At 63.5% G+C, this 15,098-nt stretch carries 13 protein-coding genes; 7 read left to right on the forward strand and 6 right to left on the reverse strand.

Annotated elements, in window-relative coordinates; all coding sequences use genetic code 11:
• Positions 1 to 2 precede the first annotated feature (2 nt).
• A complete protein-coding gene (locus tag AB0305_RS02325) occupies positions 3 to 1,853 on the reverse strand; it encodes a potassium transporter Kup (protein ID WP_366171118.1) in 1,851 nt (616 codons plus the stop codon).
• Between the two features lie 397 nt (positions 1,854 to 2,250).
• Here AB0305_RS02325 and AB0305_RS02330 point away from each other — a divergent pair, with 397 nt between their 5' ends.
• The 3 genes from AB0305_RS02330 (at position 2,251) to AB0305_RS02340 (ending at position 3,231) form a co-directional block, all read left to right on the forward strand.
• Entirely contained in the window at positions 2,251 to 2,454 is a 204-nt protein-coding gene (locus tag AB0305_RS02330; RefSeq protein ID WP_366171314.1) for a cold-shock protein, read from the forward strand.
• Positions 2,455 to 2,665: 211 nt separating this feature from the next.
• Positions 2,666 to 2,872, forward strand: coding sequence for a hypothetical protein (locus AB0305_RS02335; RefSeq protein ID WP_366171120.1), 207 nt, complete (start codon positions 2,666 to 2,668; stop codon positions 2,870 to 2,872).
• 152 nt (positions 2,873 to 3,024) lie between these two features.
• Positions 3,025 to 3,231, forward strand: a complete 207-nt coding sequence (locus AB0305_RS02340) for a cold-shock protein (RefSeq protein ID WP_366171122.1) — start codon at positions 3,025 to 3,027, stop codon at positions 3,229 to 3,231.
• A gap of 69 nt (positions 3,232 to 3,300) precedes the next feature.
• Here the strand turns inward: AB0305_RS02340 and AB0305_RS02345 are convergent, their stop codons facing one another.
• Together AB0305_RS02345 and AB0305_RS02350 are read right to left on the reverse strand one after the other, a co-directional pair.
• A complete protein-coding gene (locus AB0305_RS02345) occupies positions 3,301 to 4,824 on the reverse strand; it encodes a CoA-acylating methylmalonate-semialdehyde dehydrogenase (RefSeq protein ID WP_366171124.1) in 1,524 nt (507 codons plus the stop codon).
• A gap of 1 nt (position 4,825) precedes the next feature.
• A complete protein-coding gene (locus AB0305_RS02350; protein ID WP_366171126.1) occupies positions 4,826 to 6,163 on the reverse strand; it encodes an aspartate aminotransferase family protein in 1,338 nt (445 codons plus the stop codon).
• Positions 6,164 to 6,319: 156 nt separating this feature from the next.
• Here AB0305_RS02350 and AB0305_RS02355 point away from each other — a divergent pair, with 156 nt between their 5' ends.
• From AB0305_RS02355 to AB0305_RS02370, 4 genes are all read left to right on the forward strand, one after another.
• Positions 6,320 to 7,729 (forward strand): PLP-dependent aminotransferase family protein, encoded by a 1,410-nt coding sequence (locus AB0305_RS02355; RefSeq protein WP_366171128.1) that lies wholly within the window; start codon positions 6,320 to 6,322, stop codon positions 7,727 to 7,729.
• 204 nt (positions 7,730 to 7,933) lie between these two features.
• Positions 7,934 to 8,677 (forward strand): acetoacetate decarboxylase, encoded by a 744-nt coding sequence (locus AB0305_RS02360; protein ID WP_366171130.1) that lies wholly within the window; start codon positions 7,934 to 7,936, stop codon positions 8,675 to 8,677.
• A 42-nt stretch (positions 8,678 to 8,719) separates the two neighbouring features.
• Positions 8,720 to 9,505 carry a 3-hydroxybutyrate dehydrogenase gene (locus AB0305_RS02365; RefSeq protein ID WP_366171132.1) on the forward strand — a complete coding sequence of 262 codons (786 nt, stop codon included), beginning with the start codon at positions 8,720 to 8,722 and terminating at the stop codon, positions 9,503 to 9,505.
• A gap of 36 nt (positions 9,506 to 9,541) precedes the next feature.
• Entirely contained in the window at positions 9,542 to 10,804 is a 1,263-nt protein-coding gene (locus tag AB0305_RS02370; protein WP_366171134.1) for a patatin-like phospholipase family protein, read from the forward strand.
• A 180-nt stretch (positions 10,805 to 10,984) separates the two neighbouring features.
• On the opposite strand, the gene AB0305_RS02375 is transcribed toward AB0305_RS02370, so the two are convergent.
• From AB0305_RS02375 to AB0305_RS02385, 3 genes are all read right to left on the reverse strand, one after another.
• The gene (locus AB0305_RS02375) at positions 10,985 to 11,755 is read right to left on the reverse strand and encodes a M15 family metallopeptidase (protein ID WP_366171136.1); all 771 of its coding nucleotides are present in this window, start codon (positions 11,753 to 11,755) and stop codon (positions 10,985 to 10,987) included.
• Between the two features lie 78 nt (positions 11,756 to 11,833).
• The gene (locus tag AB0305_RS02380) at positions 11,834 to 13,936 is read right to left on the reverse strand and encodes a cation:proton antiporter (protein WP_366171138.1); all 2,103 of its coding nucleotides are present in this window, start codon (positions 13,934 to 13,936) and stop codon (positions 11,834 to 11,836) included.
• The gene (locus AB0305_RS02385) at positions 13,933 to 15,045 is read right to left on the reverse strand and encodes an oxidoreductase (RefSeq protein ID WP_366171140.1); all 1,113 of its coding nucleotides are present in this window, start codon (positions 15,043 to 15,045) and stop codon (positions 13,933 to 13,935) included. Before AB0305_RS02385 ends, AB0305_RS02380 begins: the two co-directional genes overlap by 4 nt.
• Between the last annotated feature and the right edge of the window lie 53 nt (positions 15,046 to 15,098).

Consider the following 15,098-nt stretch of genomic DNA (forward strand, 5'->3'; position numbering starts at 1 on the left):
CGCTAGATCTCCACCTTGCTCCCCAGCTCCACCAACCGGTTGGCGGGGATCCGGAAGAAGTCCGACGGCTTGGCGCTGTTGTGTTGCATCCACGCGAACAGCGCCTCGCGCCACATCGCCATGCCAGGCAGCGGCGATGGCACAACCGTCGCGCGCGTGATGAAGAAAGACGTCTCCATATCTTCAAACACAACGCCAAGGCGCTCGCCCACGGATTTGACGATCTCGTCCACCGCTGGGGTTTCCTTGAAACCGAAATCCACCACCGCCGTAAAGATGTCGTCACCGATGGTTTTGAGGATCAGCCGCTTGGCCGGCTCAACGTAAGGCACCGCCAGCGTGCGGAAATGGATGAACAGCACGCGCTTATGCAACACGTGGTTGTGCTTGAGGTTGTGCAACAACGCCAGCGGCACGAATTCGATGCTCGGCGTCAGATACACGGCGGTGCCATCCACGCGGTACGGCGGATGACGCAGCAGGCCCTCCATGAACGGCTCCAGCGGAATGCCGCCTTCCACATTGCGCGCCTTCAACAACTGCGTGCCGCTGTGCCACGTGACCATCAAGAAGAAGATCAAACCACCCAGCAACAGCGGGAACCACCCACCGGCCGCAATCTTGAGCAGGTTTGCGGCGAAAAACGACAAGTCCGCCGCCAGAAACATCGCCCCAACGCACACGACCAGCGGCAAGCTCCACTTCCACGCATTGCGCATGACCACCGTGACCAGACCTGTCGTGAGCACCATGGTCGTCGTCACGGCAATGCCGTACGCGGCGGCCAGATTGTCAGATTTACCAAATGCCAGGACCACCGCCACCACCAGCAGCAACAGCACGTAGTTCACGACCGGCACGTAAATCTGGCCGATTTCCACGTCGGACGTGTAGAGGATCTTCATACGCGGCGCATAGCCCAGATGCACCGCCTGCGCCGTCATGGAGAAGGCGCCCGAGATGACCGCCTGCGACGCAATCACCGTGGCTGCCGTGGCCAACACCACCATCGGGCCCACGGCCCAATTCGGCATGAGCAGGAAGAACGGGTTCTGCACGGCGGCCGGCTCGCGCAGCAGCAGCGCGCCTTGGCCAAAATAGTTCAGCAGCAGGCACGGCATGGCGATGTAGAACCACGCAAAACGGATCGGCCGCGCCCCGAAGTGGCCCATGTCGGCATACAGCGCCTCGGCGCCCGTCAACGCCAGAAACACTGAGCCGAATACGATAAACGCCAGGATGGTGTGCCGGAAGGCAAACTCCAGGGCATACACCGGGCTGAGCGCCACCAAGATCTGCGGCGACTGCGCCACCGACACCAGCCCGATCCCGCCCAGCAGCACGAACCAGATCACCATGATCGGCCCGAACAGGCGCCCTACCACGTGCGTGCCCTGCTTCTGCAGCAAGAACAAGCCGATCAACACAACCAAGGACAGCGGCAACACCCACTTCTGCAGCGTGGGCGTCATGATCTCCATGCCCTCAATGGCCGAAAGGACTGAAATGGCTGGCGTGATGACGGCATCGCCATAGAACATGGCGGCGCCGAGCAGACCCAGCAGCATGAGCGTGCGCTTGAAGCGAGCACCAGCGCCGCTGGCGCGCATGGCCAGCGCAGTCAGCGCCAGGATGCCGCCTTCGCCGTTGTTGTCGGCACGCATGACGAACACCACGTACTTGATGGACACCACCAGCGTCATCGCCCAGAACAACATCGACAAGATGCCGAAAACCGTCTGGTCTGAAAACGGAACGCCATGTTCCGGGTTGAAGCACTCTTTCAGTGCATACAGAGGGCTGGTGCCGATGTCTCCGAAGACCACGCCGATCGCGCCCACCATGGTGGCCATCAACGCGGGTTTTCTTGTGCTTGTGCTGGCTGCGGCTGTCGACATAGTTAGCTACGACTGAAACAACGGGAGGCGCACGCAATTTCCGTGCGCCATGCGCCGCAAAGCGGCCTCGGCGCAGAACGACGGAGTGCGGCAGACGCCACCAAAGCTTAGGTGAAAACGCCAGGGTTTGCGCGGGTGTTTGCACCAATGGCGGCTGCGCACGGAGCCTGATGCACCCCGCTGGCATCGCATATGCTTGATCTAACGCCAGATGTTAAAAAAACAGGCTTTGACGGGGAGACGCGCCAAGCATATATTCAGCAAACGATCGTTTTGGCTGCTTTGGCCGGTTCTGCCTGCTGCGTTTCTTGGCTGGCAGTCGATCGATTTCTCAACTTTACGACTCAAGATCATGGCTACTGGTACCGTCAAGTGGTTCAACGACGCAAAGGGTTTCGGCTTCATTACTCCGGATGATGGCGGCGAGGACCTTTTCGCACATTTCTCCGCCATCAACATGGCTGGTTTCAAAACCCTGAAAGAAGGTCAGAAGGTGTCGTTTGAGGTCACGCAAGGCCCGAAGGGTAAGCAAGCCTCGAATATTCAGGCCGCTTAATCTGCAGGCCGGGGCGTAGGCAGAGCCAAGATCGCTCACGCGGTTGCAGGACGGCGCACACACTTTCGGGCAGGGTGTGCGCCGGTCGAAAGGCCCCAAGGAATCAGGTTGCAAGGGTTGTTCAGTACGTGTTTGCCATCCAGCGGTCGGGCTGGCGCCTCCTAAAAAGGGCGGCACCCGGCTTTGAAGAATCCTCTCTCGGGAGAATGCAATGGCCAGCCGAATTGAAGAAAACGCCGTTCAATATGATCCGCCCGCCGGGGCAGCTGCAGAAATGCATGCTGCCCCGAGTTTTATCCGGGATTCGGAAATCCAGTTTTCACGCTCACGGGCATTGCGTGAGGGCCAGCGTGTCAGCTTCGATGTGGAGATCGGGCCTGACGGCGAACCCATCGCCGTGAATATCAAGCCGATATGACACCAGGGGTTCACAAAACCGTGGGATGCGATTTTTGACGGAGGGCGGGGCCAAACCTAGTCTTGTGAGGCGGCCGCCCGCTGATCTGAACGCGTGCAAGCCATCGTGCTTTTCAGCGGCCGGTTGAGTTCTCAACTTCAGGAGGTTCGGCCATGCCTACAGGCGTTGTCAAATGGTTCAACAGCGAAAAGGGTTTCGGCTTTATTGCGCAAGAGGGCGGCGGCCCGGATGTGTTTGCCCACTATTCCAATTTCAATGGGGGCGGCATGCGAGAGTTGGCAGAAGGCCAGCACGTTGAGTTTGAGGTGACGCAGGGTCCCAAAGGGCCACAAGCAGAAAACATCAGGCTGATTGGATAGTTTTCGCTGAATACCACACACGCAAAAAAGGGAGGCCCAGCCTCCCTTTCTCATTGGCGCCCGGCTTGATTACTTGGCCGTCGGCATGACAAATTCTGCGCCCTTGGCAATCGAATCCGGCCAGCGTTGCATCACGCTCTTGTAACGTGTGTAAAAACGTACACCTTCTTCGCCATAAGCATGGTGGTCGCCAAACAGCGAGCGCTTCCAGCCGCCAAAGCTGTGCCATGCCATCGGCACCGGAATCGGCACGTTGATGCCGACCATGCCCACCTGGATCTGCCGCGCAAATGCACGCGCCACGCCACCGTCGCTGGTGTAGCACGACACGCCGTTGCCGAATTCGTGCGCATTGATGAGGTCCACCGCTTGCGCAAAGTCGTGCACGCGCACCACCGACAGCACCGGGCCGAAGATCTCTTCCTTGTAGATCGTCATCTCGGGCGTGACGTGGTCGAACAGCGTACCGCCCGTGAAAAAGCCTTCGGCATGTCCATCCACGGTATGGCCTCGACCATCCACGACCAACGTGGCGCCCTCTTCCACGCCCTTGGCGATATAGCCCTCGACCTTCGCCTTGTGCGCGGCCGTGACGAGTGGGCCCATCTCGCTGGCGGCTTCCATGCCGTTGCCGATCTTGAGCGTCTTGGCGCGCTCGGCCAGGCGTGGCACAAGCTTGTCGGCCACATCCCCCACGGCCACGGCCACGGAGATCGCCATGCAGCGCTCCCCGGCTGAACCATACGCGGCGCCGATGAGCGCATCGACGGCCTGGTCGAGGTCGGCATCGGGCATCACCACCAAGTGGTTCTTGGCACCGCCCAGGGCCTGCACGCGCTTGCCGCGCTTGGTGCCCTCAGCGTAGATGTATTCGGCAATCGGCGTGCTGCCAACGAAAGACAGCGCCTGCACGTCGGGGTGAGTGATCAACGCATCCACCGCATCCTTGCCGCCTTGCACGACGTTGAACACACCGTCGGGCAGGCCGGCTTGCTTGAGCAGGTCGGCGATCATCAGGCTGGCGCTTGGGTCACGCTCGCTGGGCTTGAGCACGAACGTGTTGCCGCAGGCCAGCGCCACCGGCGCCATCCACATCGGCACCATGAACGGAAAGTTGAACGGCGTAATACCCGCCACCACGCCCAGTGGCTGGCGCAGGTTCCAGTTGTCGATGCCGCCGCCGATGTTGTCGGTGAAATCCGTCTTGAGCAGGTTCGGGATGCCGCAGGCGAATTCCACCACTTCGATGCCGCGTGTGACTTCGCCCTTGGCATCGGAGAACACCTTGCCGTGCTCGCGCGTAATGCACGCGGCCAGCGCATCGTGGTGCTGGTCGAGCAGCGCCTTGAAATTGAACAGGATGCGTGCGCGCTTGAGCGGCGAGGTTTCCGCCCAGTCGGCCGCAGCGGCACGTGCGGCGGCCACGGCGGCCTCAACCTCGGCCTGGCCACCCAGCAGCACCTGCGCGCCCACGGCGCCAGTGGCGGGGTTGAACACGTCTGCGCTACGGGTGGCGTTGCCCGCGTAGCGCTGGCCCCCGATGTAGTGGCTGACCACAGATTCAGTCACGGCAGGATCAATCGGTCGGTTCATCTCAGGCTACCTCTTGCAGAACGGTACGGACGGTTTCAAAGATGCGCGCGATCTGCGCTTCTTCGATGATGAGCGGCGGCGAGAACGCCAGGATGTCGCCGGTGTAGCGCACCAGCACGCCGCGCTCCAGACATTTCAGGAAGACTTCGTAGGCACGTGCGCCAACCGCACCCGGTCGCGATTCCAGCTCGATGCCAGCCACGAGCCCCAGGTTGCGGATGTCCTTCACATGCGGTGCCCCCTTGACCAAATGCGCCGCCGCCTCAAATGCCGGCGACAGTGCACGTGCGCGTTCAAACAGGCCTTCGTTCCGATACAGGTCAATGGCAGCGACCGCCGCAGCGGCGGCCAGCGGATGCGCGGAATACGTATAGCCGTGGAACAACTCGATGGCGCCCTGCGCGCCCGCCTCGATGATGGTGTCGTGCACCGATTGACGCGCCGCCACGGCGCCCATCGGCACAGCGGCATTGTTGATACCCTTGGCCATCGTCAGCAGATCGGGCGTCACGCCAAAGAACTCCGCCGCGGTTGCGGCGCCCAGGCGGCCGAAACCCGTGATGACCTCGTCGAAAATCAGCAGGATGCCGTGCTTGTCGCACAGCGCGCGCAAGCGCTGCAGATAGCCCTTGGGCGGCACCAGCACGCCCGTGGAACCAGCCAGCGGCTCGACGATGACGGCGGCAATGGTCGACGCATCGTGCAGCGTGACAAGGCGCTCCAGCTCATCAGCCAGATGCTCGCCCCAGGCCGGCTGGCCCTTGGAGAACGCGTTGTGCTCCGGCGCATGCGTGTGCGGCAGATGGTCCACACCCGGGATCAGGTTGCCCGAAAACGCCTTGCGGTTCGGCGAGATACCGCCCACCGAAATACCGCCGAAGCCGACGCCGTGATACCCACGCTCGCGGCCGATCAGGCGCGTGCGCTGCCCTTCGCCACGCGCACGATGGTAGGCCAGCGCAATCTTCAGCGCGGTGTCCACCGCCTCCGAGCCGGAGTTGGCGAAGAAGATACGGTTCAGCCCCTCGGGCATGATCTCGGCGACCTTCTCGGCGGCGCGGAAGGCCAGCGGATGCCCCATCTGGAAGGTGGGCGCGTAGTCGAGTGTGCTCGCCTGTGCGGTGATGGCGTCGACGATTTCCTTGCGGCTGTGGCCAGCATTCACGCACCAGAGGCCGGCGGTGCCGTCGAGCACTTCGCGGCCATCGGCGTCGCGGTAATACATGCCTTGCGCGGACACCAGCAGGCGCGGCGCGGCCTTGTACTGGCGGTTGGCCGTGAATGGCATCCAGAAGTAGGACAGATCGGTGGTTTCCAGCGGGTGCGGGGCGGGCTTCATCGGCAACTCCGAAAAAACAGCGGGAAGAAGGCTGGACTGGCAAGCCAGCAGTTGGAGCAAACTGTACAGAGTCACATGCCACACGGACATGCACAGATGGGCGTTCTATACGAAACTGTATAGGTGCCGCCCACGCGGTCCATACCGCATCGCAACATGGAACTCCAACTCGATCCTCATCATCCCCAGCGTACGTTGGTCGACCAGATCGTCCAAGGGATTCGTACGGCCGTGGACGACCACAGTCTGCTGCCCGGCACGCGGCTGCCGTCGGTGCGCAAGCTGGCTCAGGCACACGACATCAGCACGTTTACGGTGGCAGAGGCCTATACGCGGCTGGCGGCGCTGGGTGCCATCGTGGCGCGGCCGCGCTCGGGCTATCTGGTGGCCGCGCCCGCGCCGGCCCAGCCGGCGTCAGTCGCCCCGCACTGGGAGCCGCCCAAGCTCAACGCCGCCTGGCTGCTGTCCGACGTGTTTGCCGATCGCTCCATCGCCATCAAACCTGGCTGCGGTTGGCTGCCGAACGACTGGCTGGACGAACGCGGCGTGCAGGAAGCCATGCGCGCCGTGAGCCGCGTCTCGGCGCTGCGCGTGGCGGGCTACGGCCACCCCTGGGGCTATGCGCCACTGGGCGAGCATGTGGCGGAGTCGCTCGCATTGCGGGGGCTGCCGGTTGAACGCTCACAAGTGCTGCTGACCAGCGGCGCCACCCAGGCGCTCGACCTGATCGTGCGTACGCTCTTCAAACACGGCGACGTGGTGGCCGTGGATGACCCCGGCTATTGCAATGTGCTGCAGGTGCTCAAGCTCGCCGGCCTGCGCGTGGTGGGTGTGCCGCGCACGCCGGATGGGCTGGACACAGCGGTGCTGGAAGCCATCTTGCGCGCCGACGGGCCCGACCGCCCACGCGCCCTCTTCACCAGCTCCGTGCTGCAAAACCCGACCGGCTCATCGATGTCCGCGCAAAACGCCTACCGCGTGTTGCAACTGGCCGAGCAGCACGGCCTGTGGATCGTCGAAGACGACCTCCACCGTGAACTCGCCGACCCCGCCGCGCCTATGCTGGCCGCACTCGACGGCCTGCGCCGCACGCTGTACGTCAGCGGCTTCTCCAAGACGATCTCGCCGTCGCTGCGGGCGGGCTACGTGGTGGCGGATGCCGCCATCACGCGCGAGCTGGCACGCACCAAGATGGCCGTGGCGCTCACCTCATCGGAGATTACCGAGCGCATCGTGCACGCCTTCGTCACACGGCCCGGCTATGCGGAGCACGTTGCGCGGTTGATTGCGCGACTCAGCGACGCCCACGCCGGTGTTGCAGCCATCATGCGCGAGCATGGTGCCGAGTTGTTCGATACGCCGGGGCGCGGCCTTTTTCTGTGGGCGCGCTTGCCGGGCTGTGCGGATGCATCCGCACTGGCAGATCAGGCCATCCACCACAACATCTGGTTGGCGCCCGGCCAATACTTCCGCCCACACGACGAGGCCAGCTCCTGGCTGCGATTCAACGTCGCGTACGCCGCTGACCCTGCGTTGTGGGCGTTCCTGTCAGGCGCGCACGCTTAAAATTTCCAAATAAACAACAGTACGTTTATCGAGTTAACTACTGTTTCTAAATCATCAATAGCGATCGACTCCGCAGTAGGATGGTTGCCTGTTCAATTATTTTCAGAGGCCCGGACGATCACCCTGTCATCAAGCCACGACAGGATGGTCTATCGCCTAACGTTCTTTTCGTTCGCCTCTGAATCTCAATGCACAAGGAGTGCCATGGACATCAAAACCGTCCGCGAGACCGCCTTCGCGATGCCGCTCACGAGCCCGGCTTATCCGCCCGGTCCGTACCGCTTCATCAACCGTGAGTTTTTCATCATCACGTACCGCACCGACCCGGCCAAACTGCGCGCCATGGTGCCCGAGCCGCTGGAAGTGCCTGAACCGCTGGTGTCCTACGAATTCATCCGCATGGCGGACTCCACCGGCTTTGGTGATTACACCGAGAGCGGCCAGGTGATTCCGATCACTTACGAAGGCAAGCCCGGCACCTACACGCTGGCGATGTATCTGGATGACCACCCGCCGCTGGCAGGCGGCCGCGAGATGTGGGGCTTCCCCAAAAAGCTCGCCAGCCCCAAGCTGGAAACCGACAAAGACACCCTGATTGGCACGCTGGACTACGGCCCTGTGCGCGTGGCCACTGGCACCATGGGCTACAAGCACCGTGAGCTGGATCTGGCGGAACAGAAGCGCCGGCTGGAACTACCCAACTATCTGCTGAAGATCATCCCCCACGTGGACGGCAAGACCGCACGCATCTGCGAGCTGTCGCGCAACTTCATGGTCGATGTCGAGATGAAGGGCGCCTGGACCGGGCCTGCCTCGTTGGAGCTGGCACATCACGCACTGGCGCCGGTAGCCGAACTGCCTGTGCTGGAGATTGTCGAAGCTCGGCACATCATTGCCGACCTGACCCTTGGCATGGGCGAGGTCGTGTTCGACTACCTCGCCAAGTAACGCCCATTCCCTCCCTCATCCTCCCCTCAAGGAGCACACAGCATGTCTGATTTGAAAGGCAAAGTCGCCGTCGTCACGGGTGCTGCCAGCGGCATCGGCAAGCAGATCGCGCTCACATTGGCCAACTCGGGCGCCGCCATCGCCATCGTTGACCTGAACGAAGACGGCGCCACGGCCGTCGCCAAGGAGATCACCGATGCGGGCGGCCGCGCCATCGGCCTGCGCATGGACGTGACCGACGAGGAAGCGGTCGACAGCGGCATTGATCGTGTGGCAGAAGAATTGGGTTCGGTCGACATCCTCGTCTCCAACGCCGGCATCCAGATCGTCAACCCGCTCGTGAGCTACTCGTTTGCCGACTGGAAGAAGATGCAGGCCATCCACGTCGATGGCGCCTTCCTGACCACGCGTGCCGCACTGCGCCATATGTATAAGGACGACCGTGGCGGCGTGGTGATCTACATGGGCTCGGTGCACTCGCACGAGGGCTCGCCGCTCAAGTCGGCCTATGTGGCGGCCAAGCATGCGCTGCTGGGCCTGAACAAGGTGCTGGCCAAGGAAGGCGCGGCGCATAACGTGCGCTCGCACGTGGTATGCCCGGGCTTTGTGCGCACGCCGCTGGTTGAAAAGCAGATCCCCGAGCAAGCGAAGGAACTCGGCATCAGCGAAGAAGAGGTCGTGAAGAAGGTCATGCTGGGTGACACCGTCGATGGCGTGTTCACCACGGTGGAGGACGTGGCCGAGACGGTGCGCTTCCTGGCGACCTTCCCGAGCGCCGCACTCACCGGACAGTCGTTCGTCGTGAGCCACGGCTGGTTCATGCAGTAATCGCGTACTCAGCGCATCCAAGGAGGTCGAGGAGACATGCCCGCACCCAAACTACGCGTGGCCGCGAGCAAGCGGCCCACCCCTGCGGAATCCTCTCGCCCGGACGACGCACCGCTCACCACGGCACAGCGCATCGTGCTGCCGGCGTACGAAAACATCGCGCTGGTGCTGCAAGGTGGCGGCGCGCTCGGCGCATATCAGGCCGGCGTGTTCGAAGGGTTGGACGAGGCCGGTATCGTGCCGAACTGGATTGCGGGCATCTCCATCGGGGCACTGAACACGGCCATCATTGCTGGCAATGCGCCCGAGCATCGGCAGGCGAAATTGCGCGAGTTCTGGCAGACGATCACGCAGCCGAGTTTTTCCCCGCCGCTGCCCGACATCCTGGAAAACGCCTGGTTTGATGGCAATGCGCATCTGCGCAAGTGGCTGACTGCCATGCAGGCGGCCGACACCCTCCTGGAAGGCCAACGCGGCTTTTTCACACCGCGCGTTCCGCCGCCGTTGCCCGCGAACGAAGTCGACCCGCTCGATGCCAGCTATTACGACACCACGCCGCTCAAGGCCACGCTGGAGCGCCTGTGCGATTTCGACCGCATCAACGATGGCGGCATCCGCGTATCCGTGGGTGCCGTCAACGTACGCACCGGCAACCTCGAAGCCTTCGACAACACCGAGCGGCGCCTGAGTGCCGAGCATTTCATGGCATCCGGGGCGCTGCCGCCGGGTTTCCCGCCAGTGTTGATCGACGGTGACTATTACTGGGACGGCGGTGTCGTGTCCAACACGCCGCTGTCATACGTGTTGGGCGCCAAGCCGCGCAAGGACACGCTGGTGTTCCAGGTGGACCTGTGGAGTGCGCTGGGGCCGGTGCCCGATACGATGATCGGCGTGGCCAGCCGACAGAAAGACCTGCAGTACTCCAGCCGCACGCGACTCGTGACCGATTGGATGGAGCGCTCGCAATCCACGCGCAGGCTGGTGCGCAAGCTGCTCGACCACCTGCCACCGAAGGAATTCGAGCGCACGCCGTGGTACAAGCACGCGCAAGAGTTGGCCTGCACCAAGCACTACAACGTCTTCCACCTGATCTACGCAGCCAAGGAGCATGAAGGGCCGGGCAAGGACATCCAGTTCGGACCGTCCACCATGCGTGACCACTGGGCATCGGGCCTGGCGGACATCCGCGAATCGCTCTCGCACCCCGAGTGGCTGGCGATGCCGGACAACGACTCCGGCTTCGTCACACATGACATCCATCGCCACCTGCATGGGGATCGGCCGGTCAAGCGGCTATAGCAATGTTTCGTGGCACGTGATGCCTTGGCTGAAGGCCGCTTGGTGCCAAGGCTACAGGTGTTCATAGATTTTCTGAGGGAACCCCTGTTTCCACATCAGCCGTAAGCCGCAACAGCCCACAACCGGCGAAGCCTCAGCGCTGGGGCTCGGCAGGCCCCCGCAACCAATGCGTGGCGGCTATCAATCGTCCACGGGAAAATCGAAATACGTGCTCGCGTACGGCTCGTTGACCAGCGTGAAATGCCACCACTCGGTGTCGAGCCGCTTAAACCCAGCCTGCTCCATTAAGGATTGCAGCAACAAGCGATTTGCCTTTTGCTGGGCAGCAACGGTTTGGTCGTCCGGGTGCGAAACGGGGCTGAAGCAGTCGTAGCCGGTGCCAAAGTCCAGACTGTTGTCCTGCGCACGCTGCGACATCGGCGCCGTGCAACTGGCCTGTTTGCGCTTTGGGTCGTAGGCGGGGATCTGGCTGCCAAGCGGCACGATGGTCAAATCCACCGTACTGCCGCGGCTGTGCCCGGATTGATACGCGATGTAGCCATCGGCAAACAGTCGGGTCTTGTCCACGGTGGGATAAAACTCGGTGCGCATCTTGGTGGCCTTCAGGTCTTCTGCCCACACGGCAAAATCGTTGACGGCGGTTTGCGGCCGATAGCAGTCGTAGACCTTGAGCGTCAGCCCCATCGGCACCAGGCGCTCCACCACCGATTGCAGCGCCTGCGCCGCCGGCTTGGTCAACAGGCAGACCGGCGCCTTATAGCCGCTGATTTTCCGCCCGACAAAATTGTGAGCCGTGAAATAGCGCACATCTGTCTGAATATGCGGAACGGCCTTCTGCACGTTAACAAAGTCAGCAGGCCGTCGGGTTTCGACCTCTGCCGCTTGAGCGAGCGCCGAAGCACACACCACAGGTAGCAACGCGAGCAACAGCTTGGCGGATTGGATTCGCATGTCGGGGAGCCTCGAGACGTTGACCTCGTCAGTGTAGTGAGCGTGCGATGGTGTTGCACGCTCCGGTCGAGGCATCGTTCAAAGCCCGTTTCTCTGCACCACCTCCAGCGGCGGCCGGGGCAGCGCCGCCATCCAAGCCCGGCGGATCACGCCACTGATCTGCTTGTAGACCTCCTTCGAGATCACGGTTTCGGCCAGCATGGTGTCGATCTTGCTCTGGCCGATATGCAGGGCGAACAGCAGCAGCAAGCGCTTCTCCAGCGCGGCGCTGTAGTCGCCAAACTTCTCGCGTAGCTCCGCCAGCGCGCCTTCTGCGGCTTCGATACGGATGACCAGCACGCTGTCGAGCAAGTCGGCCATGCGCTCACCCAGCACGGGTTGCAGCGATGCGCGGTTGTACGCACGCAGGCGTTCCAGCACGGTCTGGCGGCACACCAGCAACTCAAAGCGGTCAGCCAGTGCCTTGGCGAGCGGCCCGTCGACATGCACCACACGATGCAGCCATTGTGCGAGGCGATAGGCGACGCTCTTGGCGAGAATCTGGCGCGACACGCGCTTGTAGCCCAGGCGGCCCTCGGTGCGCGCGGCGTCGATCATGTCGGCGGTATTGCGCATCATCGCGTCGAGGTTGCGGATGGAGACCAGGCCGTTGCCGTACTCAGGAATCAACTCGCGCTCGCGCGTGGCCAGTGCAACCAGGCCGATGGTCACGCGTTCGCGCTCGGTCAACGCCTCTTCCAGATTCAAACCCGCCGCGCCGGCCGCCACTTCCTGCCGATACGTTGCGGCGGCTTGATCCGTCGCGCCGGCCGCGAAGTGGAAGTGCCCACCGATGCGACGCATGATGGCCTCCACTTCTTCCGTCGACATGTTCAACGCCTGCCCTTGCAGCGCTTGCTCTTGCGAAGAGAGTTGATCCAGCCCGAGTTGATGCATCACCCAGCGCAAGGTCGCCCCGTTGAAGAGCACGCTCACCAGCACAAAGCCCGTGGCCAGAATGGTGACAAAGTGGCGGTCCGCAGCGTGCACGGCCTGGTTCTCCGCCACGCCCAACGCCAACACCAGCGTGACGGCACCCCGCAGACCGCCCCACGCAATCGCCAGCTTGTAAGCATGACTGACCGGCGCCGAGAGCTTGAACCACGCCAGCGCCGGCAACAGACCAAACAGCACGACCAGGCGTGCAACGAGCGCCGCAACCACGATCACCGCCAGCCACGCGGCGTCTTTCCACACCACGCCGTGCAGCAACTCCGGCACGCGCACAGCGGCCAGCAAGAAGACCACGGCGCCCGCCAGCGCGGCAATCTGCTCCCAGATCAACTGCAGGTGATGCCAGTTGCGCGGCGTCAGGCGCGTGCGGCCCAGCGCGCCCACCACCAGCCCCGCGCACACCACCGACACCACGCCCGACACGCCCAGCATGTTTTCGGCCACCAGATACAGCGGATACGGCAGCGCCAGCGTCCACGCCGCTTCGGCCTGCGCGATGCCGCGTAGCGCTGGCAGCAGAAACGCAGCAATGCGCCCCGCAACCAGTCCGAACACCACGCCACCGCCGAACGCCTTGGCCAATTCACGCATGCCGGTGCCGACGGTCGCATCCCCACCGTGCCCGGTCAGCATCGCCAGCAGCACGCCCATGATGGCGATGGCCGCGGCATCGTTAAGCAACGCCTCACCCTCCACCAGCCGGATCAGCCGCGCGGGCGCGCCCACGTCGCGAAACACGGCAATCACGGCGGAGGGGTCGGTGGTGGCGATCATCGCGCCCAGCAACAGGCACGTGACGATGCCAAACGGCGTCACGGCTGACGCCGCCAGGCCGATGACGCCCGTGGCCACGACCACCGCCACGATGGCCAACATCAGAATGGGTGCGGCATCGGGTGCCATGCTGCGTACGTCCACCGACAGCGCGGCCTGAAACAACAGCGGCGGGAGAAACAGCCACAGATACGCCTCCGCCGGCCAGCTCGGGTCAATGAGCGGCGCGAAGAACGTGGCCGCGAACGCCGGCGCGCTGTTCTGCAAGCCCACGTATGCCCCGCCGATGCCGATGCCCGCCAGCGCGAGCAAGGTCGACTCCGGCAGCGTCAGCCGCGAGGCCAGCATCTGCACCAACGCCACCACGGCAAGCAGCCCGCCCGCCACCAACAACAGAATGACCACACCGTTCACGCCATGGCCCCTTGCGTGAAGACTCGAGCGGCATGCCAGTCGATGCGTTCCGTGTCGGTGAGGTCGGGCACGACGGCCGTGCCGGTTTCGGCGGCGGCCACGGCGGCTTCGAGCACCGCCATCACCGCAACGGCTTGCGCGGGCGGCACGGGGTTGGCGCAGCGGCCAAGGATCGCGTCGCGCATGGCAGCGTAGTAAGTGCGCTGATCACCGGCCGGCGTGGCGACTTCGGTGGCGGCAGACGTTGCGCCGTCGATGAGGACGCTCGCATCGTCATCCGCGCCCCAGCCCGCCGCGCCGGGCTCCATGCCCGCCAGCAACTGCGCTTCCTGTTGATCCATCCGCCGCTTGATAAACGAGCCGCGCGTCCCGTGCACGATCCAGCGCGGCGCGCCGCCCGCCACCAACATGCTCGCGTGCAGAATGGCGCGTCGCTCGCCAACGTGCAGAACCACGTGCGCCCAGTCGGGCGTTTCCGCGCCGGACCGCTGGCGGGCGAACGACGCGCTCACCGCATCCGGCAAGCCGAGCAGCAGCAATGCCTGATCGATCAGATGCGGGCCGAGGTCAAACCAGATGCCCGTGCCCTGCCCGGCCTGCTCGCGCCACCGTGCGCGCACCTGGGGCCGGTAGCGATCGAAATGCGCCTCCACATGCATGGCCTCCCCGATAGCACCACCGGCAAGTACGGCCTGCACGGCCAGGAAATCGCTGTCCCACCGGCGGTTCTGGAAGACGGACAACAGCCGACCCGTTTCGCGCGCCACGCGTGCCAGGTGGCGCGCCTCGGCCAGCGTGGTGGTGAACGGCTTGTCGACAACGACGTGCTTGCCGGCGCGCAGCGCGGCTTCGGCCAAGGGCGCATGTCGGTCATTGGGGGCGGCGATGACGACGAGATCAACGTCCGCATGGGTGACAGCGGCCTCGGGCGTACAGACCAGCACATCGGGCCGGTCCGCGTGGACAGCGTCCGGCCGGTTGGAGCCGACAACGCTCAGTTGCAGGCCCGGCGTGGCATCCACCAGGGCGGCATGGAACAGTTTGCCGGCGTACCCGTAGCCCACAAGAGCAACGCGCACTGCCGACGGCAGACGTGATGAAGAAAGCATATGGAAAGGAAAGCGGAAAGCCGTTGTTCAGATGCGCGGCGCGCAATTTGGTG

The sequence above is a fragment of the Arthrobacter sp. NPDC080086 genome, assembly GCF_040702285.1.

Excerpts from the sequence above, each read along its gene's own strand:
- AB0305_RS02340 (WP_366171122.1), top strand. The coding sequence starts at position 3,025 with ATGCCTACAGGCGTTGTCAAATGGTTCAACAGCGAAAAGGGTTTCGGC.
- AB0305_RS02330 (WP_366171314.1), top strand. The coding sequence starts at position 2,251 with ATGGCTACTGGTACCGTCAAGTGGTTCAACGACGCAAAGGGTTTCGGC.
- AB0305_RS02365 (WP_366171132.1), top strand. The coding sequence starts at position 8,720 with ATGTCTGATTTGAAAGGCAAAGTCGCCGTCGTCACGGGTGCTGCCAGC.
- AB0305_RS02335 (WP_366171120.1), top strand. The coding sequence starts at position 2,666 with ATGGCCAGCCGAATTGAAGAAAACGCCGTTCAATATGATCCGCCCGCC.
- AB0305_RS02345 (WP_366171124.1), bottom strand. The coding sequence starts at position 4,824 with ATGAACCGACCGATTGATCCTGCCGTGACTGAATCTGTGGTCAGCCAC.
- AB0305_RS02370 (WP_366171134.1), top strand. The coding sequence starts at position 9,542 with ATGCCCGCACCCAAACTACGCGTGGCCGCGAGCAAGCGGCCCACCCCT.
- AB0305_RS02375 (WP_366171136.1), bottom strand. The coding sequence starts at position 11,755 with ATGCGAATCCAATCCGCCAAGCTGTTGCTCGCGTTGCTACCTGTGGTG.
- AB0305_RS02385 (WP_366171140.1), bottom strand. The coding sequence starts at position 15,045 with ATGCTTTCTTCATCACGTCTGCCGTCGGCAGTGCGCGTTGCTCTTGTG.
- AB0305_RS02325 (WP_366171118.1), bottom strand. The coding sequence starts at position 1,853 with ATGGCCACCATGGTGGGCGCGATCGGCGTGGTCTTCGGAGACATCGGC.
- AB0305_RS02350 (WP_366171126.1), bottom strand. The coding sequence starts at position 6,163 with ATGAAGCCCGCCCCGCACCCGCTGGAAACCACCGATCTGTCCTACTTC.
- AB0305_RS02355 (WP_366171128.1), top strand. The coding sequence starts at position 6,320 with ATGGAACTCCAACTCGATCCTCATCATCCCCAGCGTACGTTGGTCGAC.
- AB0305_RS02360 (WP_366171130.1), top strand. The coding sequence starts at position 7,934 with ATGGACATCAAAACCGTCCGCGAGACCGCCTTCGCGATGCCGCTCACG.